The sequence below is a fragment of the Sphingobacterium sp. LZ11T8 genome (assembly GCF_024261425.1).
Lineage (GTDB): Bacteria > Bacteroidota > Bacteroidia > Sphingobacteriales > Sphingobacteriaceae > Sphingobacterium.
Genome location: NZ_JANBZY010000001.1, coordinates 97,210 through 117,466, shown reverse-complemented (window position 1 = coordinate 117,466; position 20,257 = coordinate 97,210). Strand labels below are relative to the sequence as shown.

Here is a 20,257-nt window from a genome sequence, read left to right as displayed (position 1 = left end):
AGCTTAAAAATGCCTACCAACCCTCATTCTGTTTGATTCCATTGATCTGAACCTCACGCTGAGGGATCGGATAAAGGAGTTTGAACGGTTGGATATTATATGAAGCACTGCTCAGTCGAGTCAATCTTTTCTTTTCCTCGGCACCATGAGCAGTCATCACTTCAATGGCTTTTCCAGTTCTCAGAAGTTGATACCACCTATGGTTTTCAAAGGCAACTTCAACTCTTATTTCATTTGCAATGGCCGTTCTCAAAGCGTCTTTGGCTAGTCCTGACAAAGGTTTCAATCCAGCTCTTTTTCTTACGAGATTCAGGTTTGCCGTTGGATCTCCTGAGCCTACCTCATTCTGCGCTTCTGCTAACATCAAAAGGACGTGTGCATAGCGATAGATTGGCCAGTTTTCATTCGATCTTCCATCCTCGATATAAGGTGCGTGATAGTACTTTTTGATAAATGGCATACTTCCTCCAAATGCTTTTGACTCTTGAAATGCTGCATTTGAAGGGTCGTTGAACATTTGAATAGACTTATCTCTACGCACATCTCCCTGTTCATAGGCGTTATATATGCTCGGTGTAGGAATGTTGCTTCCACCTAAGTTTCCGGAGAAACCGACCAATTGCATCTTTGCATTCCTTGGGCCGAACATGAAAATGAAGTTACTGTTTTCACCTTCTACTGATTGATCAAACTGTACTTCAAAAACTGACTCTGCATTATTCTTTGAATTAGGACTAAAACAGGATGCGTAATCTGGCATCAATGAATAGCCTAATTTGGTTACTTCTTGAAAATTGGTTACTGCCTCAGCATATTGCTTTCTTGTTAGGTAGACCTCACCCAATAGCGTATAGGCTGCTCCTTTGGTCGCTCTTCCTACGCTTCCTTTGTCATAGCTTGGAAGTAAGTTTGCAATGGCATCCTTAGCATCTTGGATAATGACTGCATAAATTTCGTCTACTGTACCTTTTTTGCCATCCGAGAATGCATCCGAAGGATTTGCAACCTCTTTCGTCAGCAAAGGAACTTCACCAAAAAGTCTTACTAAATGAAAGTACGAAAATGCTCTCAAAAACTTGGCCTCTCCCAGGTATTGTAACTTTAATTTTTCATCCGAGAACTGTACTTGATCAATCCTGCTGATGATGGCGTTGGATTGTTGAATCGCAACATACAGGTTTACCCAAGTGGTATTCACGTAGTTATTGGAAGAGGTGATCAAGAATTCATCAATTTCTTCCCGCTGCTGCACGCCACGGTCCGTTTCATCATATTGATAATTGGTATTGTCCGATCTCATCTCTGTCATTGCATTGAAATCACTCGTATAGAGTACCTGCAATCTGCTGTATGCACCATTTACTGCCCGAAGGATCTGTCCTTCGTTTTCATAATAGTTCTCTCCACTGGAAAAGGTATAGGGTTTTACATCCAATAATTTATTGCAGGAGCTCATGCTCAATAACCCTAGACCTAATAGAATATATCTTAGTTTCATAATCCTTGTCTTAAAAATTGAAATTCAACCCTAATGTGTAAATCTTTGGAACAGGGTAAGCCGAATAGTCGATCCCTGGTACCAATGGACTTATATCCCCTCTGTTTATGTTAGTTCCTTCTGGGTTTCCATCATAATTGGTAAATAAGAATGGATTCTGAAGGTTAGCATAAATCCTAAGGTTGTTTAACACTCCACCAATGCTCTTAGGGAGGGAGTAGCCTATTGTAATGTTCTTTATCCATAGGTAATCTGTCTTTTGGACAAATAGGGAATGGGTATCACGATACATTACACGGCCTCTACCAGTACCATTGGTTGTTGGTACCAGACCACTACCTGGATTAGATTCTGATCTCCAACGATCAGCAACCTCCTTACGCACATTAAATACCCCGTCGATGTTGTCCGTATAGAACCTGGTTGCATGCAACATTTCTTGTCCCATGGAACCCACCATCATCACTCGGAAATCGAATGCTTTATAAGTCAAGGTATTGGTCATACCAAAGTTGAAGTCAGGATAAGGATTACCGATTACCGCAAAGTCATCATTTGGTGTAATCTGGCCATCTCCGTTCACATCCTTCATTTTTAAGTTCCCTGGGATTGCTCCTGGGAATGCTGGATTATTGTCTACATCTGCTTGATTTTGATAAATTCCTTCTACCACATAGCCAATGATCATACCTACCGGTTGACCAATCTCGGTGATATTGGTAAAGTTTCCTTCCGAACTCTGTCCTGAGAAGATAGGGTCTGTACTACGGCCGAGGGCAATGACTTTGTTGCGGTTGAATGAAATATTGAAGTCGGTATTCCAGGTAAAGTTTTCACGGGCAATATTTGCTGAACTGATTGAGAACTCGAAACCTTTATTTTCGACATCACCACGATTTTCTACGACGGAGCCGAATCCTGATGAGTTAGGAATTGGGGTATTCAATAATAGATCTAAGGTGTTACGTTTATAATAGTTGGCGGTTAAAGTCAAACGGTTATTCCATGTAGTGAAATCCAAACCAATGTTCAACTCCTTCATCCTTTCCCAACCTAGGAAGCTGTTTCCAAGACTGTTCATCACACGACCTGGTGCCAATCCGCCTCCAAAAATATAGTTGGAAGCACCGATGCTGCTTAAAGAAGCATAATTGGCAATATTGAAGTTACCTGAACGTCCATAAGAAGCCCTCAGTTTTAACTCATCAATCCACTCTTTATCTTTCAGGAAAGCTTCTTCGGATAATCGCCAACCGACTGCAACCGATGGGAAAGAACCCCAGCGATTGTCCTTACCAAATCTTGAGGAGCCATCCGCACGGAAAGACCCTGTCAAGATATATCGATCTAGGTAGGAGTAGTTAACCCTAGCTAAATAGGATATCAATCCCCAGTCTTCAATTCCTGTGCCTCCGGTTATTCTTGCTGCAGCATTCAAGGTCTGAATGTCGTCATCTGGGAATTGGGCACCGTTGAAGTTGGCATTCTTGTTCTTTTGCATTTGGATGGAATAACCTGCCAATGCAGAAATCGAATGTCCGTTATCTGAAGAGTAATCGTAGTTTAAGGTGTTTTCATTTGCCCAGTTGATGTATTGGCCTCTTCCATAACTTCCGCTAGGAATAGATGCACCAGGGGCATTTTGATTAGGTAGAGTGGAAGGTCTAAAGGTCTCGCCACTTTCATCTTGATAGTCTACGTTGAAGGTAGTCTTGAACTTTAGGTTGTCCAAAAAGCTATATTCTGCATAGGTACTCATCAATAGCTTTAACTTGGAGCTCTTGTTGGTCCGCTCATTTAAGAACATCACAGGATTTGGGTTCCCAAAAGTTCCAGCAGATTGAATATACGGAACATAGGAGCCATCATCGTTATATATTTTGGCGACAGGAGTCGTGATCTCAAAGAATTCATCCCGTCCTTGTCCATTGATTCCACCTTCAATGTAGGATAGGGTAGGGTTGATGTTCATCCCTAATTTTAATTTCTTTGCAAAATTCCCTTCCACATTCGCACGGATGGAGAAACGGTCAAAGCCCGAGTTCAACATCACGCCCTTCTGGTTCAAATATCCTGCAGACACAAAAGAACGAATGCTTTCATTACCACCAGAGAAATTCACGTTGATATCCGACATCGGAGCGATTCGGGTAACTGCATCATACCAATCCACACCTTCACCCAATGCAGCAGGGTTTCTATATTCTTCAGGGATATCATTTATTGTGGGTTCCCTTCCTTCTTCAAACCTGATTTTATCTTCGATGGCCTCTTTCCTGAATTGTGCAAATTCTGCAGCATTCATCAGGTTGGGTCTACCTTTCTGAGGGACTTGTTGTAAGCCGGAACTTGCCGCTACATCGATTCTCATCTTACCATCCGTACCACGTTTGGTATTGATCAAGATTACCCCATTAGAGCCTCTAGAACCATAAATTGCCGTGGCAGAAGCATCCTTCAATACGGTCATCGACTCAATATCGTTGGGGTTGATGGTTGCCAAAGGATTTCCCCTTTCACTGGAAGATCCAGGAACTGGAAATCCATCAATAACATAGAGTGGCTGGCTACCAGCACCAATTGCCCCAATTCCCCTGATCTGAATCCTTGGTCCACCACCTGGAGTACCATTGGAATTACTGACCTGTACTCCCGAAAGTTGTCCGGTTAATGCTTGGTCAGGACTAGCGATAGCCTGTCCTTTTACATTTTTCATAGACACAGCGGCAATCGATCCAGTAACGTCTTTTTTCTGCTGACTACCATAACCAACGACTACCACTTCGGTAATGTCCTCACTGCTACTGTCCAATGCAATGTTTTGTGTACCAGCAGCATTGACAACGATTTCCTTCGAAGTGAAACCAATATTGTCAAAGGTCAGGGTTTGGCCTTTGTTCAATTCGATTTCATAATTTCCGTTTTCATCGGTTGCAGTCGCCGAGTTCGTGCCTTTTACGCGAACAGAAACACCAGCAATAGGAACCCCATTGGCATCACTAACCGTTCCTGTGACCTTGATTTTCTCTTGGCCAAACAAGTTTAAGTTGCTGATGCCCGTGTTATGTTCCACGGAGATGTTGTGTGTTTCTTTATTCATAGTAGAATAATTGTTGACCTCGGAATAGCCGGCCTGCGATAGAATCAAAGCAGGAAAGATCAACGATAATTGCAGGAATCTTTTCTTGGGTTCATTTCCGAATGTGAACCCTAAAACCCTCCTAAATGTTACGATAGGCGCAATTGATCGATGGTTTTTAGTTTTGTTTAATTGGTCATATTGCATACCTTTGCAAAGTTAAATGGTTAAACAATAAAGAGTTTCGACCCTCTTGGTTAGTTTAAAAAGACCATTGATATTGAACCGATAGTGCGGGAACACTGTCGGTTTTTTTATTGGTCTTTTTCAATGTTATTGTTCAATAACAGATCATCCTTTTTCTAAGTAATACATGTTTTCGTTTTTCATTTGGTTTATTGGCAGTCTAGGTTGAAGAGCTACCGGAATTAGTTATTAGTTATAGGTTGCCAATACTTTGGCTGTAATCCAAATATAGCTATCCACTTTAGGTTGAGCATCCTGCACCGTCCTGTAGAATGGTTTTGAATGAGGATTGGAGGGGAGAAAAGGAGGGGAGATTTGAGAGGTGTTTTAGTCGTGTCACCCTGATGCAAGAAGGGTCTCGGAGTACGATTTTGACTTGAGTTCCATAAAGTTCCGAGATGTTTCGTGCCTCAACATGACACACCGATGGGTTGTATTTTAGTTGTGTCACCCTGATGAAAGAAGGGTCTCGGAGTACGATTTTGACTTGAGTTCCATAAAGTTCCGAGATGTTTCGTGCCTCAACATGACACACCGATGGGTTGTATTTTAGTCGTGTCACCCTGATGAAAGAAGGGTCTCGGAGTACGATTTTGACCTGAGTTCCATAAAGTTCCGAGATGTTTCGTGCCTCAACATGACAAAATAAAAGAAACTCACAAAAACACTTTTCACTCACTAATCAGGAATTGGTTTAGGATCTAGTGTAATTCTTCTGCTTCATCGTTAAGAAACTTCCATTCTGGATTAAAATCATTTATTAATGCTTCCTTTTTCGCTCTGGTCCATCCCTTAATTTCTTTTTCTTTACTAATAGCCGCACGTATATTCTCGAAAATCTCATAAAACAAGAGGTATTTTATCTTATATTTTTTTGTAAAACTATTCATTCCATAATTTTGAAACTCCTGTTGATATAATCGATATCTCAAATTATTGGTAACTCCAGTGTAAAGGACAGTCCTTGATAGATTTGTAATTATATAGACAAAATATAATCTTTTGATTGGCTTCATGTCAATAAGGTAGGGGTTCTGTATTACTTAGAACTTTACTTTTTATTAATTAATCCCCCCACCTGATAGAACAGGATAGTCTTTCCCTGACCCATTCCTATCTTTAATCAATCCCGCTTTTCTTCCAAAACTTATCCACTTAATAAAACTATTGCATAAAAAGGATGAAAATGGAAAGGTAATTTCCGAAATTGAAGTACCTAAAATATTATACCTGATTAAATCATAACGAATGGGGACCCTAAGGATAGTATGCTGTATTTGTCTAGGCTTGTTGTTAAACCTTGCAGCTTCGTATGCTAGCATACAGCCTAAATATCTGCGTACAGAATATAAGATCAATCCCTATGTAGAAGAAAGTAAACCGCGATTGAGTTGGGAGCTTGAAGGCAAGGGATTCAACCAATCTCAATTAGCTTATCAGGTTATGGTAGCCAGTTCGGAAGCCTTGCTTAGAAAGAACCAAGCAGACCTTTGGGACAGCAAAAAGGTAAATGGCAACCAAACCAATCAGATTGAATATGCTGGAAAGTTACTTCAGTCTGGACAACGGGTTTATTGGAAGGTCCGCTCCTGGGATGAAAAGGATAGAGTTGGCAAATGGTCGGAAATCCAATATTGGGAATTGGCGAAACCTAACCCAGAGGATTGGAAAGCAAAGTGGATCGGGGTTGATTTAAACCACTTAGCTCCTAAAGGAGAATATCATTTACCACCTTCGCCATATTTACGAAAAGAGGTCTCTCTAAAGAAGAAGATTAAATCCGCGCGATTATACATTAGCTCCCTTGGACTCCATAATTTTTATGTCAATGGAGAAAAGATAGGGCGCGGTTATTTTGCATCAGGTTGGACTGACTATAATAAGCGTGTATATTACAATGTATATGATGTCACAGACCAATTGAGCGATGGAAACAATGTGTTTGGCGCCATATTATCCAGTGGCTGGTATGCCGGTTATTTAGGCTATGCCTTGTTGGTCGGTTCCCCGCAGGTAAACCAGTTCTATGGAAAATTTCCCCTTTTGAAGGCACAGATCGATGTAACCTACGAGGATGGGAGCAAGGAGCATATTGCCACAGATTCACGTTGGAAATACAGTACTGGTGCCATACTGGAATCAGATTTCTTGGAAGGTGAAAAGCATGATGCCAGAAAGGAACCACAGGGATGGAATAGGGTTGGTTTCGATGCAAGTGCGTGGACCGATATCCAAGAGTTTCCAGACCAAGAAGGGCAGGAACTTGAAATCTATCCAAGTAATCCAGTTCGGGTATTGCAGGAGTTATCCGCCAAGTCCATTAAGAAAATTGCTGAAGGTCAATATATCGTGGATTTTGGCCAAAACTTCGCTGGTAATATCCGGTTAAAGATCAATGGCAGCAAAGGAGATTCCCTGGTCTTTCGATATGGAGAAATGCTGTTTCCTGATGGTAAGCTGATGACGGATAACCTGCGAAAAGCGAGAGCTACGGATACATACATCCTAAACGGGTCAAAGAATGAGGAGTGGAGTCCTAGCTTCACCTTTCATGGGTTCCAGTTCGTGGAAGTTACCGGATTGAAAGTGGAACCTAGCCTTGATTTCTTGACAGGCTTGGTGATGAGTTCGGATCTCGACCAGGTAGGAAGTTTTGAATCCGACAATCCCATGCTAAATCAGCTTTACAGTAATATCCTTTGGACCCAGAAAGCTAATTATCTAGATATACCGACCGACTGTCCGCAAAGGGATGAAAGGTTGGGCTGGACGGGTGATGCCCAAGTATATATGCGTTCGGCGATCTTCAATGCCGATGTTGCGCCATTCCACAAGAAATGGATCAAAGACCTGAATGATTCCCAATGGCCGAATGGTGCCTATCCCATCTATGCCCCTATGCCAGTTAATGCAGAAGGGGTAGCTGCAATCAGAGCATCCGATTCTTTCTCACCGGGCTGGTCTGAGGCGGGGATTATCTGCACGTATGAATATTTTAAAGCCTATAATGACCTTCGCATTGTTCGGGAGTCACTTCCATTTATGAGGAAATTTATGGCTTTCCTAAAGTCCAGAACGAAAGGCAATGTGTTGCAGGAAGGAGCTTTTGAAGATGTAAACCCAAAAGGTGGATTTGGAGATTGGTTGTCGGTAGGAGAAAAGACAAGTCCTGATCTATTGGCCACAACCTACTATTTCTACTGCAATAAATTGATGGCTGAGATGTGTCGTGCAATTGGAGATATGCAACTAGCTACGGATTATGAAAAGGAGTCCTTTGCCGTTAAGATGGGGTTCAAACAACATTATATGGACGAACATGGAAAACTGAAAACCAATTCCGCGTTCTATGGAAAGGGTGAAGGCTATGTGGAAGGTCAAAACGGCTTTTCTGGCCATACCCAAACCGCCTATGCCAATGCATTGTATTCAGGGATATTGGATGAGCAGGATGAAGCCTTGGCAGGTAAATATCTCCGAGAGCTTTTGGAAGCCAATGGCAATAAGTTGAGTACCGGTTTCTTGGGTTTCAAACCGCTTTTGCCAGCATTGACTGCTTCTGGTTCAACTGATAAGGCTTACATGCTCTTACAAAGTACTGAATACCCATCCTTAGGCTACGAGGTGGTAAATGGAGCGACTTCCATTTGGGAACGTTGGGATAGCTATAGCAAGGAAAAAGGATTTATCCATAATGCAGCCATGAATTCTTTCTCACACTATGCTTTCGGTTCGGTAAACGAATGGATGTTTGAGCATTTGCTCGGCATAAAGTTGAAAGAAAATGGTTTCCAGGAGGTCTATATACAGCCTGAAATTGGTGATTTTGGAATCAATGAGGTAGCGGGATCCTATCGTTCCATAGCTGGCAACATCAAAAGTGCATGGAGCAGATCGGAAAAGGAGGTCATGCAGGAAATCCAGATTCCAGTCAATGTGGTCGCTTATTGCAGTATAAATACGGAGGATCTAAAGGATGTAAAAATAAATGGAGAACCCATTGATCGAAACAACCTCGTGCGTTCCTTAAAGAAACTAGATGGGGAAATCTTGGTCGAACTTGGCTCGGGTAAGTATACAATCAGAACAGCTCTTTAATGTAAATAGATTTATGAAACAGGTAGCCTTTAAAATGAAACTTCTGCCGGGCAATGAAGCGGAATATCTTCGTCGGCATCAGCAGATTTGGCCGAAATTGGCAAAACTCTTAAAAGAGAATGGGATATCTGATTATTCCATTTTTTTAGATCCGGAGACCTTGGATCTCTTTGCGGTGCAGACCTTGGCTGAGGGATTTGAAGAACAAAAATTAAAGGCAGATCCCATTATGAAGGAATGGTGGGCCTATATGAAGGATCTGATGGAAACCAATGCAGATTATTCACCAAAAACTTTTCCCTTAAAACAAGTATTTTACTTACCTTAGGATGTATACAAAGTAAACCTATATTGTAATACATATCTTATGACTTCCAAGGTAACTGATTTCTTAAAGACCATCCAGATTAGTGACTTTTCTGCTACCCCAAAATACAAGCAGCTAGCCAGTGCTATTATCGATGCGGTCAAGAACGGTGCATTGGAAAAAGAGGATATGCTACCCTCCATCAATGAACTTTCGGTGTATGTGGATATTTCTCGGGATACCGTGGAAAAAGCATATAAGTTCCTTAAAAATGCGGAAGTCATCGCCTCCATTCCGGGTAAAGGATATTACATTGCGACCACAGATGTCAAACAGAGACAGAAGATCGCGATCCTCCTTAATAAGCTCAGTGCCCATAAAAAGTTGGTTTATGATTCCTTTGCAAGAGAATTGGAAGATGATGCCGCCCTCGATCTTTTTGTATATAACTCAGATATCACCTATCTGCGGACCCTTTTAGGTGGATTGACGAAGACCTATGATTATTATGTGCTCTTCCCTCATTTTAAGGAAGGAAGGGATCAAGCTCCTGATATTATCAATAAATTGATTCCACCTGAAAAGTTGATCCTATTGGGTAAGTATATAGATGATATACAAGGGGATTTTGCAGCGGTATATGAGAATTATGAGAAGGACATCTATGGGGCATTGGAAGAGGCCCTTCCTTCTCTGAGTAAGTACCATACCCTGAACCTGATCTTTCCGGACAATAGTGACTACCCCAAAGCGATTATCAAGGGTTTCTATAAATTTGCCCAGCAATATGCGTTCAACCATTCTCTAGTCAGTGAATTGGAGAAGGAAAAAATTGAATTGGGTAGCTGTTATATCAATATCGCAGAAGATGACCTGGTTAAGCTATTGGACAAGATCATTAAAAAGAACCTCAAGATAGGGCAAGATGTAGGGGTAATCTCCTACAATGAAACCCCATTAAAGAAATTTATCCTCAATGGGATCACCACGATTTCCACTGATTTTGAAATGATGGGTAAGATGGCGGCAGAGCTTATCAAGAACAAATCGAAAGATCATGTAGAAGTTCCTTTTTACCTGAAGCAAAGGTCATCAATTTAATGAGTTAGTAAATTTAGTAAGTAAGGATCATCAAAAATCGTTTCCGTTCATAAACAATTTGTTCTGTAATCTGTTCAATATCAGGTTACAAAAGCAATAACCTTATGAAAATCGTAAAGACTGTTATTTTTACCCTATTTGGCTTGGCCTTTATCTTCTTTGGAACAGCCAAGTTCATCAATATCATTCCGACACCTGAATTGACAGAGGCACAATTATCCATTACAGCAGCATTAGTGAAATTGAAATGGCTTATCCCCTTGGTCGGTACGATGGAGATTATCGGAGGTCTTTTGGTCGCTATCCCCAAAACGCGGGCATTAGGGGCTATAATCCTGTTGCCTATCTTGATAGGAGTATTCCTTCATCATGCTACCTTAGATCCTTCAGGAGCGCCGATGGCTGCCGTATTGGGATTGATTGATATTTGGATCATAGCCGACAACTGGAAGAGATACCTGCCTATGATAAAATAGCACCTTCCGGATCCCTTTTCCATTCCTTCGTTTGAACCAGGATTAAAGGGATGGGAGGATGGGCCAAGATCATGGTATAACCGTGGCATTCTAACTATTTTTGGACGTGCTACTGTAGTGGCGTATTGCAAACCCCCGCCCCATACAAACCTAAAATAATATCATCCCTTTGGCTGACTCTTTTCCATTCCTTCGTTTGAACCAGGATTAAAGGGATGAGAGGATAGACCAAGATTTAAACTGCATCAAACAAATAATTGACCGATGGTTCTTTAGCACATTTCCAATTCTGAACGAGGAGTGAAGAATCTGTACGGTTCTTATAAAAATGGCCTGTCATCTTCAATCGAAGATTGAAGAACTGTACGCCAATGCTATCATTTTTTGATTATCAGTATTTATAGTTCCGAGATGTTTCGTTCCTCAACAAGACAGGCAGAGGGAATTAAAGGGTATAGCTCCGAGATGTTTCGTTCCTCAACATGACAAAAAAAGCTAAAAAGATAGCCGCTTTCCACTCTCTCACATCTCATATCTCACATCTCAAATCCAAAAACAGAAAAAGCGAGCATCGCTCGCTTTTTCTGTTTTTCCTATTTCACTGGATATTCCTTAAAAATTCCTTCTACCACTTTCGGTAAATTGTTGATTGATTTTTCAGGGGTTTGAATTTCACCTGATCCTCTCGCTTGCCATACCACCGAATTTGATTTTCGGTCCAAGGCTTCGATGATTAAGTGGGAGTAGCGGACTTTTTCTTTTCCTACCGGATAAGATCTTCCGCCCCAGCCGTAGCCCCACCATGGACTAAAGCCCCAAGGACCACCCCAGCCCCAGCCTGTATTTCCGTACACCATTCTGCTTTTGTTGTTCACAATCGTGATATAACGGAACAGGATGTCTGGATTTTCTTTGCTGTAGCGCATTCCTCTTGCCTCTAATTCACGGTTTGCGGTCGACAGAATATTATTTCTGGCGATATCGTTCGTAAAGTAGTTCTTGGAAAGGGAGTCTACAGGAGGTAACCAACCATATGTTTTATATTGTGCGAAGTCCAAAGTTTGGACTCTCGTGGTATTATATTTATAGGGGCTACAGGAGCCTAAAATGAAGACTACCCCAAGTAGCATGATTGACCAAAACTTTTTCATAAATCTCAATTTATTTTATTAGACGTGTTTTACCTTAAAAAGTTTAACCCCCAAACGAATATTTTGCAACCAATGGCATGGACCTACCTGGGCCAAATGCTTTAGGGCTAACGCGCAGGATAGGAGGAGCTTGGAACCTTTTGAATTCCGCATTGCAAAGCAGTTTATAGATCCTGTTTACCAAGCTTTCCTCGAAGCCTAAATTGATCACATCCTCCTTGGATTTTTCCATTTCGATCAATTGGAAAAGGACAGCATCCAAAAGATCATAATCAGGTAGGGAATCCGAATCCTTTTGATCAGGTCTTAACTCTGCCGATGGCGGTTTAACGATTGTATTGATAGGGATAATTTCCCGTTCACGGTTTATGTATTTTGCCAGCTCGTATGCCTGTGTTTTATAAACATCGCCAATGACACTGATTGAACCAGCCATGTCGCCATATAGGGTGCCATAGCCAACTGCAGCTTCACTTTTGTTAGAGGTGTTCAAAAGGATGTTTCCAAATTTATTGGAAATCGCCATCAGTAAGGTGCCACGGGTTCTCGCCTGAATGTTTTCTTCGGTGGTGTCTTTCTCACGGCCAGCAAAGGTTTCTTCAAGAGTAGACTCAAAGGCAGCTGCAATATCTTTAATCGGAATAATCTGATGTTGGCATCCGGTATTCTCCACCAGGTCCAAGGCATCTTTCAGCGAGTGGTCCGTAGAATAAACCGAAGGCATCAGGATCGAAAGAACATTTTCAGGACCTAAGGCTTCGCAGGCTAATGCAGCAACCAATGCCGAATCCAGACCTCCTGAAAGCCCAAGTATCGCAGACTTAAACCCTGATTTTTGAAAATAATCTCTTAGTCCCAAGATCAAGGCATCATGGATCAAAGATATTTCCGAGGTTTTGCGTGGATTATACTCCACAGTCGATTTCAGGTCATTGTTGATCAATTCCACAAACTGTAGGTCTTCCTCAAAAGCCTTTAATTCCAAAATTACCTCAGCTTTTTTGTTCAATGCCAAGGAACGACCATCAAAGATGATATCCGTCTGGGCACCGATTTGATTGACATAGATTAAAGGAGCGCTTGCTTTAATCACATTGCGTTTCAATACATTTTTTCGGCTTTCAAAATGGGTATATGAAAACGGTGAGGCAGCAATATTGATGATCAGGTCGGGGTTCTCTTTGGCCAACTCCAACATGATGTCGCCAACATAAGAATTTGGTCCATCATCATCCCATAGATCTTCACAGATGGTCAACGCAATGGTTTTCTCTTTGAATTTGATGCAGCTTACCTGTGCATTAGGTTCAAAATAGCGGTACTCATCAAAAACATCGTAATCTGGGAGCAAGCTCTTTTTGGTAATTTGCTTAACTTGTCCTTGTTCGATCAAAACAGCGGCATTGTAAAGGGATTTTCCTTCTCCGTCTTGATTCGGAACTGGAGCGCCAATGATACAGGCGATGTCCTGACAGTGTTCAGCAATGTTCTCTATGTTATGATAGCATTGCTGTAAAAAGGCAGTGTTTCGCAAAAGGTCCTTAGCAGGATAGCCTCCAATAGCCAATTCTGCAAATACGATTAGTTCAGCGCCTTCATTCTTTGCTTTCAGGATGCTGTCGATAATTTTTTGATTGTTCTTTTCGAAATTTCCTATATGGTAGTTGAGCTGTGATAAAGCAATCTTCATGTGTTGACTTTTATTGTAAAAATAGTAATTTAATTTAGTTATCGGCTAAAGCCTTTACGCCATAAAGTAACATATACCAGAAAATTTCTGGACGAATTTAGAAGTCACTCTTTTGTTTTGACCTTATTCGAGACACATTCGGAATTTTCGCAAAATGAATTGAATACTTTGAAAGGATTTCCCGAATGTGTCTCGAATGAGTCTCGAATGAAACCCAAATTTCTATCTAGGTTTTTAGGTTGAGATCCAACAGAAAAAGGCAACCTTTCGATTGCCTTTTTGTAAATATTATTTGATTTTTTGCGCTTAGTTTGCGTTTCTGATATCCGTTACTTCAATAGTAAAGATCAGCGGTGAATCCGCAGGGATATTTTCTTGTGCTTGGTTATCATAACACAAAGGAGAAGGAGCGATAAATCTCACTTTATTTCCTTTTAATAATCCATGAGGTAAAACACCAGAATAACCTGATGAAGCTTTAGGGTAGAACATCACCATCCAAGAAGTGATTAATCTGTTGATGGTCATTTGAGTAGCGGTTGTTTTTTCTTCAAAAACTTTTCCATCCATTAATTCACCTTTATATTTTACGTTTGCAATTACTGGTACCCAACCATTACCTGCAGAAACATATTCGAATGCAGCACTATCAACTGTTGTAGGCAATACTTCGTACCAAATACCGTAAGCTGAATCTATGTTATCACCGAAATGCTCTCTTGCATAAGCTTCAATAAGTGGAGCCTGTTTTTTCAAAGTTGAATCGATTCTTCTTTGATTTGCTTCATAATCAAAATCATTAGTTTCCGTCTTCATACAAGAAGAAACACTTACCACAGCCAAAAGAGCAACTAAGAATAATTTTAAGTTTTTCATATTTGTTTTTAGTATCATTAATAATGCTTCTGATAACGCATGAATTTTTTAATACGCTACAGTTGCGGGTATAAATTTATAAAATATTTAATAGTTGCTTAATACTTAAGTAATTAAATTTTTTGAATTTCATGGAAAAATCGGTGTCTAAGATAATGGTAGTAGGGAAAACAGCCCTGTTTTTGCTGCCCATTAAAATACTTGCCAAGGGGTGATATTTTCCAGTCCTTTTGGATTTTAATTCGCTCGCGTAGACCTCTCCGTCGAATCTCACGGTATCTACGGATTCTGCGTCAAACTCTACGGCATAATATCCTGAATTGAGCTTTTCGATCACTTGTGGGTCTTTAAAGTTCTCTCCTAGCATCTTTTTGCAATAGGAACACCAATCAGTATGAAAGAAAATCAATACGGGTTTGGGCCTAACCGTCAAAGAATCACTCAATTGCTCAAAGGAAAGCCAGTTGACGGCAGGTTCGTTCCGCTCTTGAGCTTGGAGCGAACCTGCCGTCAATAGGATGGCTATGGATATGAATTGTAACAACTTCATTAGTGAAAATGTCCTACCTTGATACCGAAGGTAACTGTCCTTGGTCTTGATGGTCCATAGATATAATTGGAGTCACGCAAAGCGCCTTTGTCAAAATCTTTTTGGAAAGCATTGAAGACGTTTTGCATTCCACCGAACACTTCAATGCTGAAGTCTTTCTTCAGGGAGAAAGTGTAACCTAAACGGAAGTTTGCTTCCACAAAATTTGGAGAGTTTTTCAAGATCATCTCTTCGCCTTCCAAGACATGCGGCACGATCATACTACCGGTGTAAACACCAGTAATGTCAACGTTAAATGGTTCCAATGGTTTCCAGTTGGCATTAAAGTAACCGTAAACGTTTGGTGTACGAACAAACTTTTTGCTGCTGATATTCTCTGCAGGAGTTTTACCTTCATACAAGAGCTGCTCATCGGTATATTCAGAGCGTTGAACCGTTCCGCCCATCTGGAAACTATATTTTGAAGATGGAGCAATATTCAATTCCACGTTGGAACCATATACCTTTGCTCCAGATCCATTGCGCATTTCCTGGATGATCAAGTTTTCATCTTGGGAGGTCATGATATTGGTGAATGGATTTTGGAGATCGGTATAGAAACCTTCCAATAGTAAACTGGTCTGTACAGAACCAAAGTTTTTGGTAATGTTAAATGAACCCGTGTAGGCATTGGAATATTCGGTCTTTAGGTTTTCGCCGATCAATACGAACACTTGTTGCCCTCCGATGGAAGTGACGTGCATATCCTCGTTGAAAGCTTGTGGAGCACGGAATCCTCGGGCATATCCACCCCTGAATTGCAGGTAATCTGTAATGTCATATAGTAAGGTAAACCTAGGGCTGAATGTGCCAAAGTTTTGGGCAGAATTTCTATTGTATCCGGCCAATTTATAGTTTCCATCCACATAAGTGTAATCATAACGGGCACCAATCAAGGTTTTAAGGTTTTCGAGGATATTCCACTCGTACTGCGCATAAGAACCCACTCCATGTGTCTTTTGATCGATCAGTCGAGCGTATCCAGGGATATTGTCCTTAGTTCTATTGTTGTTGTATTCCACCCCAGCTGTTATGACATCGCGTTCGAAGGTATAGGTATATTGCGCACCTACAACCATGGCAAAATCATCGGTATCACCGTATGCATTGGAAGCCAAGACGCTGTCTTGAGCAGTTCTGCCGCCTCCTAGACCACCATAGAAGCTTTCTCTATCGGTGATCTGGCCGGAGCCATAGATGGACAGTTTATGTTTGTAATCCTTAGAATACTGATCATAGGTCAAACCTCCGATGAAGGTGTTAGTCCTTAACTGTTCCGTTACATCGGTAAAGTGTGGAGCTTTGTCCAGATTGTCACCACCTCTTCGGAATTCATTCAAGGCACTTAAGTCTAAAGTAATCTTATTGAATTCAGAAGGCTTATAGAAGGCTTTTGTGCCAAAAGTGATGTTCTTCAATTTGGTCATTTCCGAAAAACCGTCGCCATTTGCGTCATAGGCTTGACGGTTACGGTGCATTCCGTAGAAAGTAGCACCTGCTTTAAGATCATTGTCTACATAAGAGGTGTTGAAATCAATGGTGTTGTCCCAAGCTTGTCCATCGATGATGGAGTTGGTCGATTTAATCTGCCAATCGTTTTCAACAGGGTCTTTGGTAATGATATTGATCGTTCCGGCAATGGCATTTGCACCAAATAGGGCAGAACCACCTGAACGTACCACCTCGATGCGGTCTATCATGGATGTTGGAATCTGGTCCAAGCCATACACACTGTTTAAGGCTGAGAAAACAGAGCGCGAGTTGATCAAGATCTGTGAATATGCCCCTTCCATTCCATTTAATCGCACTTGGGTAAAGCCACAGTTTTGGCAATTGTTTTCCACCCGAACCCCAGGTTGGTAGTTCAAGGTTTCAGACATGGCCACAGACTGTGTTGCGGTAAATAGTTTAGGACTCAATACATTCACGATTACCGGCGCCTTTTTTCTTTCCATACCGTAACGGGAAGCACTGACCACCACTTCGTTCAAGTTTAAGTTGTCTTCATGCAGGACGATGTTCAATCCTGATTCGTTTGCACTGAACTGTTTTTTAGCATTTTGGTAGCCTACCGCCCTTACGGAAAGGCTTTTGCTGTTTTGGCCTTTGGTATCCAGTTCGAAATATCCTAGGCTATCGGTTGAAGTTCCCACTTTGGTGCCATCCAATAGAATGGTTGCATTTGGGACAGCTTGTTGTTTGTCATTGATTACGCGACCTGAAATTTGGGCATAGACTGCCTGATTGCCTAGGCCAAGGCATATAATGATCAGGAAATTCCTGAGTAGAAATAATTTCATATATAATTTTAACTGTTCAATTACATTTGAATCCCTGAAAGAACAGGTATCCAAATAGGGTAGGGCATCATTCGCGCCACTACGTAAATTAATGAATTGCGAACCTGATTGAGCAGTATAATCCCATAGCATATAGGATTGGAGCCAATAGGTTCAAAAAGAAAAATATTGATTAAGCTAAAATTGAAGGGGGGCCACGTCCAGCACGGATATCGTGGATTTGGAAAACAATATTAAAGGTCTTGAATCCGAATTCATAGACATTGAATTCAGGTAAGATCGGTGCTTCAAATACAAATGGGGACCAATGTAAGTAAGAACCTTGGTAGACAATATCCAAGAATCGGATTTCAGCATCGGAATGGTGATGGTGGTGATTCTTTTCGCCAAGGTTATAGGGGTGGATGTGCGTGACTATCTCCCCGGTTGAGGTGACCTCTTTGTGCATGAAGACCACGCCAGAGACGATGATGCCACACATCCATACTAGAAGGAAATGGGCAACGAATTGGCGGTATGAGGTTAGTCTATGCATGCACTGGTCAAATATCTGCTAAAATTAGCAATTAAATTGCTAAGATCAGTGTTTAAACGATTTTATTGTGTTCATCTGGGAACACAAGCAATGGTTTGTGGTTTCTTGCTTCCTCACGTTCCATTAAGGCGTAAGAAATAATGATTACGATATCGCCAACCTGTACCAGGCGGGCAGCAGCTCCGTTCAAGCAGATTGTTCCAGTACCGCGTTCACCTGGAATGACGTAGGTTTCAAGCCTTGCGCCATTATTATTGTTGACAATCTGTACTTTTTCATTGGCAATAATATCCGCAGCATCCATTAGGTCTTGATCAATGGTTATGCTTCCCACATAATTCAATTCAGCTTGCGTAACGCGAGCTCTATGAATTTTTGATTTCATTACTTCTATCATCATGATGCAAAGTTACTCTTTTAATATAAAACAGCTTAAAAATTATTCTAACGGGAAAGTAATATGTTGTCGATCAAACGTACCTTTTCTACCCATGCAGCGATCAGTGCAACGTAGTCTTTGCCTGATTCGATATTGTCGACAGGGGCCAAGGTGCTGGTTTCACATATACTTAGGTATTCCAATTCCACAGCAGGGTTGGAGGCAATAATTGTTTTTGCTCCATCCAATAGTTCAGCAACGGACTTCTGCTCCAGGTTGTCCTGGATAAAGCGAAGGGCAGTAATTATAGTTAGGGCATTTTCTTTACCTTCTTCAGAAAGGCGTGCATTTCTAGAACTCAATGCCAAACCTGCCTCACTTCTGATAATAGGGCAGATCAGGAGTTTGATGTCCAGGTTTTTGATGTCAATCATGCGTTGGATGACCATGACCTGTTGGAAGTCTTTTTGGCCGAAGCAAGCTTGGTTCGGTTTTACCAGATCAAATAGCTTAAAAACGATCTGTGTAACACCTTGGAAGTGCCCAGGGCGGTGTTCACCTTCCCAGATTTGATCTAGGTTTCCTAGGTTGATATGCCATTCTGGGTCGTTTTCAGGATACATCTCCTCAACGGTCGGCATAAAGAGGATATCACAGCCTACCGACTCCAATAGGGCGATATCATTTTCAATAGGGCGTGGGTATTTCTCCAGGTCCTTAGGGTCATTAAATTGAGTTGGATTGACAAAAATGCTACATACCGTGATGTCGGTAAGGGGTTTGGCATAGTTGATCAAGGAGAGGTGACCTTCATGCAGCGCGCCCATGGTTGGTACCAGGGTGATGACTTGATTTTGTTGGCGGATTCCAGCAAGTTCATGTTGGAGTTCCTGTTTAGTGCGAAAAATTTTCACGGTCAAAAATTAGAAATAAGGTGCAAAAATGGGGAATAAAGTTTAAATTATAAAATGATGATTTTTAATCAATTGTAAAATTGATAAATTAATTGTATCTTTGTAGACCGATTTTACTATTCAATAATATAAAAAACAGTTGGAGATGGCAAAAACGAAAATCTTGTTTATAACCCATGAAATGTCGCCTTTCCTTGAACTAAGTAAAATTTCTGAAATAACACGCCAGTTACCACATGCTATGCAAGAAAAAGGGTTCGAAATCCGAATTCTGATGCCGCGTTTTGGTAATATTAATGAGCGCAGAAATCGTCTTCATGAAGTGATAAGGTTGTCGGGAATGAACATAGTGGTGGACAATAATGATAATCCGCTAATTATTAAGGTAGCATCATTGCCAGCGGCAAGGATGCAGGTGTACTTCTTGGACAATGAAGAGTACTTTCAGCGGAAAAAAGTTTTTCGTGATGAGCATGGTAAGGGCTTTGCAGACAATAATGAGCGTTCATTATTCTTCTGTAAAGGCGCTTTGGAAACCGTTAAGAAACTAGGATGGTCGCCAGATGTGGTTCACTGTCATGGATGGTTTACCGCGATGGTACCTGCTTACTTGAAAACAGTTTATCAGGATGATCCTACATTCAAAGATTCCAAAGTGTTCTTCTCCTTGTACAATGAAGAATTCGGAAACGATTCTTTAGGAAGCAAGTATGCTGAGATGGCTGCGCAGTCAGACATTGATGCGAGCAAATTGAAGGATTATGGGTCTGGCAGTTATGTTGATATCTATAAAGGTGCTCTATCCTTTACAGACGTTGTCGTGAAAGCCGACGCAGACATCAATCCGGAAATTCTTTCTTACATCCAAGAAAATAACATCCGTACCTTCGAACCTTCGTCAGATGAGGACTATGAAGCCTTTTCTGAACTATATGATGAGTTCGTAAACGAAGAAGTTTCAGCCTAAGCTGAGGATAAAAAGAGACCAAAAAAGGGCAGAGATCAATTCTCTGCCCTT

Annotated in this window: 16 protein-coding genes; 5 read left to right on the top strand and 11 right to left on the bottom strand. The window is 41.2% G+C overall.

The window, feature by feature from the left end; genetic code table 11:
* Nucleotides 1–13: 13 nt before the first annotated feature.
* From NLF99_RS00505 to NLF99_RS00495, 3 genes are all read right to left on the bottom strand, one after another.
* Entirely contained in the window at nucleotides 14–1,498 is a 1,485-nt protein-coding gene (locus NLF99_RS00505) for a RagB/SusD family nutrient uptake outer membrane protein (RefSeq protein ID WP_254526365.1), read from the bottom strand.
* Nucleotides 1,499–1,508: 10 nt separating this feature from the next.
* Nucleotides 1,509–4,598: a TonB-dependent receptor gene (locus NLF99_RS00500; protein WP_185210985.1), complete on the bottom strand. Its 3,090-nt coding sequence runs from the start codon at nucleotides 4,596–4,598 to the stop codon at nucleotides 1,509–1,511.
* 926 nt (nucleotides 4,599–5,524) lie between these two features.
* Nucleotides 5,525–5,839: a GIY-YIG nuclease family protein gene (locus NLF99_RS00495; protein WP_254526364.1), complete on the bottom strand. Its 315-nt coding sequence runs from the start codon at nucleotides 5,837–5,839 to the stop codon at nucleotides 5,525–5,527.
* A gap of 232 nt (nucleotides 5,840–6,071) precedes the next feature.
* Here NLF99_RS00495 and NLF99_RS00490 point away from each other — a divergent pair, with 232 nt between their 5' ends.
* The 4 genes from NLF99_RS00490 (at nucleotide 6,072) to NLF99_RS00475 (ending at nucleotide 10,805) form a co-directional block, all read left to right on the top strand.
* Nucleotides 6,072–8,921 carry an alpha-L-rhamnosidase gene (locus tag NLF99_RS00490; protein WP_254526363.1) on the top strand — a complete coding sequence of 950 codons (2,850 nt, stop codon included), beginning with the start codon at nucleotides 6,072–6,074 and terminating at the stop codon, nucleotides 8,919–8,921.
* 34 nt (nucleotides 8,922–8,955) lie between these two features.
* On the top strand, nucleotides 8,956–9,249 hold the full coding sequence (locus NLF99_RS00485; RefSeq protein ID WP_254526362.1) for an L-rhamnose mutarotase: 294 nt from the start codon (nucleotides 8,956–8,958) through the stop codon (nucleotides 9,247–9,249).
* A gap of 39 nt (nucleotides 9,250–9,288) precedes the next feature.
* Complete coding sequence (locus tag NLF99_RS00480; RefSeq protein WP_185210977.1) at nucleotides 9,289–10,329, top strand: GntR family transcriptional regulator; 1,041 nt, start codon at nucleotides 9,289–9,291, stop codon at nucleotides 10,327–10,329.
* 104 nt (nucleotides 10,330–10,433) lie between these two features.
* Nucleotides 10,434–10,805: a DoxX family protein gene (locus tag NLF99_RS00475; RefSeq protein ID WP_185210975.1), complete on the top strand. Its 372-nt coding sequence runs from the start codon at nucleotides 10,434–10,436 to the stop codon at nucleotides 10,803–10,805.
* Between the two features lie 593 nt (nucleotides 10,806–11,398).
* Here the strand turns inward: NLF99_RS00475 and NLF99_RS00470 are convergent.
* The 8 genes from NLF99_RS00470 to panC form a co-directional block, all read right to left on the bottom strand.
* Nucleotides 11,399–11,956, bottom strand: coding sequence for a DUF4136 domain-containing protein (locus tag NLF99_RS00470; RefSeq protein WP_254526361.1), 558 nt, complete (start codon nucleotides 11,954–11,956; stop codon nucleotides 11,399–11,401).
* Nucleotides 11,957–11,999: 43 nt separating this feature from the next.
* Nucleotides 12,000–13,646 (bottom strand): NAD+ synthase, encoded by a 1,647-nt coding sequence (locus NLF99_RS00465; protein ID WP_254526360.1) that lies wholly within the window; start codon nucleotides 13,644–13,646, stop codon nucleotides 12,000–12,002.
* Nucleotides 13,647–13,952: 306 nt separating this feature from the next.
* On the bottom strand, nucleotides 13,953–14,522 hold the full coding sequence (locus NLF99_RS00460; RefSeq protein WP_185216018.1) for an FKBP-type peptidyl-prolyl cis-trans isomerase: 570 nt from the start codon (nucleotides 14,520–14,522) through the stop codon (nucleotides 13,953–13,955).
* A 76-nt stretch (nucleotides 14,523–14,598) separates the two neighbouring features.
* The gene (locus NLF99_RS00455; protein WP_254526359.1) at nucleotides 14,599–15,072 is read right to left on the bottom strand and encodes a thioredoxin fold domain-containing protein; all 474 of its coding nucleotides are present in this window, start codon (nucleotides 15,070–15,072) and stop codon (nucleotides 14,599–14,601) included.
* The gene (locus tag NLF99_RS00450; protein ID WP_254526358.1) at nucleotides 15,072–17,411 is read right to left on the bottom strand and encodes a TonB-dependent receptor; all 2,340 of its coding nucleotides are present in this window, start codon (nucleotides 17,409–17,411) and stop codon (nucleotides 15,072–15,074) included. Before NLF99_RS00450 ends, NLF99_RS00455 begins: the two co-directional genes overlap by 1 nt.
* 172 nt (nucleotides 17,412–17,583) lie before the next feature.
* Nucleotides 17,584–17,946, bottom strand: a complete 363-nt coding sequence (locus tag NLF99_RS00445) for a hypothetical protein (protein ID WP_185210961.1) — start codon at nucleotides 17,944–17,946, stop codon at nucleotides 17,584–17,586.
* A 52-nt stretch (nucleotides 17,947–17,998) separates the two neighbouring features.
* Nucleotides 17,999–18,346: an aspartate 1-decarboxylase gene (gene panD / locus NLF99_RS00440; RefSeq protein ID WP_094255370.1), complete on the bottom strand. Its 348-nt coding sequence runs from the start codon at nucleotides 18,344–18,346 to the stop codon at nucleotides 17,999–18,001.
* A gap of 44 nt (nucleotides 18,347–18,390) precedes the next feature.
* Entirely contained in the window at nucleotides 18,391–19,239 is an 849-nt protein-coding gene (panC, locus tag NLF99_RS00435) for a pantoate--beta-alanine ligase (protein WP_254526357.1), read from the bottom strand.
* A gap of 145 nt (nucleotides 19,240–19,384) precedes the next feature.
* Between panC and NLF99_RS00430 the strand changes: the two genes are divergently transcribed.
* Nucleotides 19,385–20,206 (top strand): glycogen/starch synthase, encoded by an 822-nt coding sequence (locus tag NLF99_RS00430; RefSeq protein WP_093098612.1) that lies wholly within the window; start codon nucleotides 19,385–19,387, stop codon nucleotides 20,204–20,206.
* The last annotated feature ends 51 nt before the right edge of the window (nucleotides 20,207–20,257 follow it).

Bases quoted from the DNA above. Each gene is read 5' to 3' on its own strand.
- NLF99_RS00480 (WP_185210977.1), top strand. From the start codon at position 9,289: ATGACTTCCAAGGTAACTGATTTCTTAAAGACCATCCAGATTAGTGAC.
- NLF99_RS00430 (WP_093098612.1), top strand. From the start codon at position 19,385: ATGGCAAAAACGAAAATCTTGTTTATAACCCATGAAATGTCGCCTTTC.
- NLF99_RS00475 (WP_185210975.1), top strand. From the start codon at position 10,434: ATGAAAATCGTAAAGACTGTTATTTTTACCCTATTTGGCTTGGCCTTT.
- NLF99_RS00460 (WP_185216018.1), bottom strand. From the start codon at position 14,522: ATGAAAAACTTAAAATTATTCTTAGTTGCTCTTTTGGCTGTGGTAAGT.
- NLF99_RS00495 (WP_254526364.1), bottom strand. From the start codon at position 5,839: ATGAAGCCAATCAAAAGATTATATTTTGTCTATATAATTACAAATCTA.
- NLF99_RS00455 (WP_254526359.1), bottom strand. From the start codon at position 15,072: ATGAAGTTGTTACAATTCATATCCATAGCCATCCTATTGACGGCAGGT.
- panD (WP_094255370.1), bottom strand. From the start codon at position 18,346: ATGATGATAGAAGTAATGAAATCAAAAATTCATAGAGCTCGCGTTACG.
- NLF99_RS00465 (WP_254526360.1), bottom strand. From the start codon at position 13,646: ATGAAGATTGCTTTATCACAGCTCAACTACCATATAGGAAATTTCGAA.
- NLF99_RS00505 (WP_254526365.1), bottom strand. From the start codon at position 1,498: ATGAAACTAAGATATATTCTATTAGGTCTAGGGTTATTGAGCATGAGC.
- NLF99_RS00450 (WP_254526358.1), bottom strand. From the start codon at position 17,411: ATGAAATTATTTCTACTCAGGAATTTCCTGATCATTATATGCCTTGGC.
- NLF99_RS00490 (WP_254526363.1), top strand. From the start codon at position 6,072: ATGGGGACCCTAAGGATAGTATGCTGTATTTGTCTAGGCTTGTTGTTA.
- NLF99_RS00445 (WP_185210961.1), bottom strand. From the start codon at position 17,946: ATGCATAGACTAACCTCATACCGCCAATTCGTTGCCCATTTCCTTCTA.
- NLF99_RS00470 (WP_254526361.1), bottom strand. From the start codon at position 11,956: ATGAAAAAGTTTTGGTCAATCATGCTACTTGGGGTAGTCTTCATTTTA.
- NLF99_RS00500 (WP_185210985.1), bottom strand. From the start codon at position 4,598: ATGAATAAAGAAACACACAACATCTCCGTGGAACATAACACGGGCATC.
- NLF99_RS00485 (WP_254526362.1), top strand. From the start codon at position 8,956: ATGAAACTTCTGCCGGGCAATGAAGCGGAATATCTTCGTCGGCATCAG.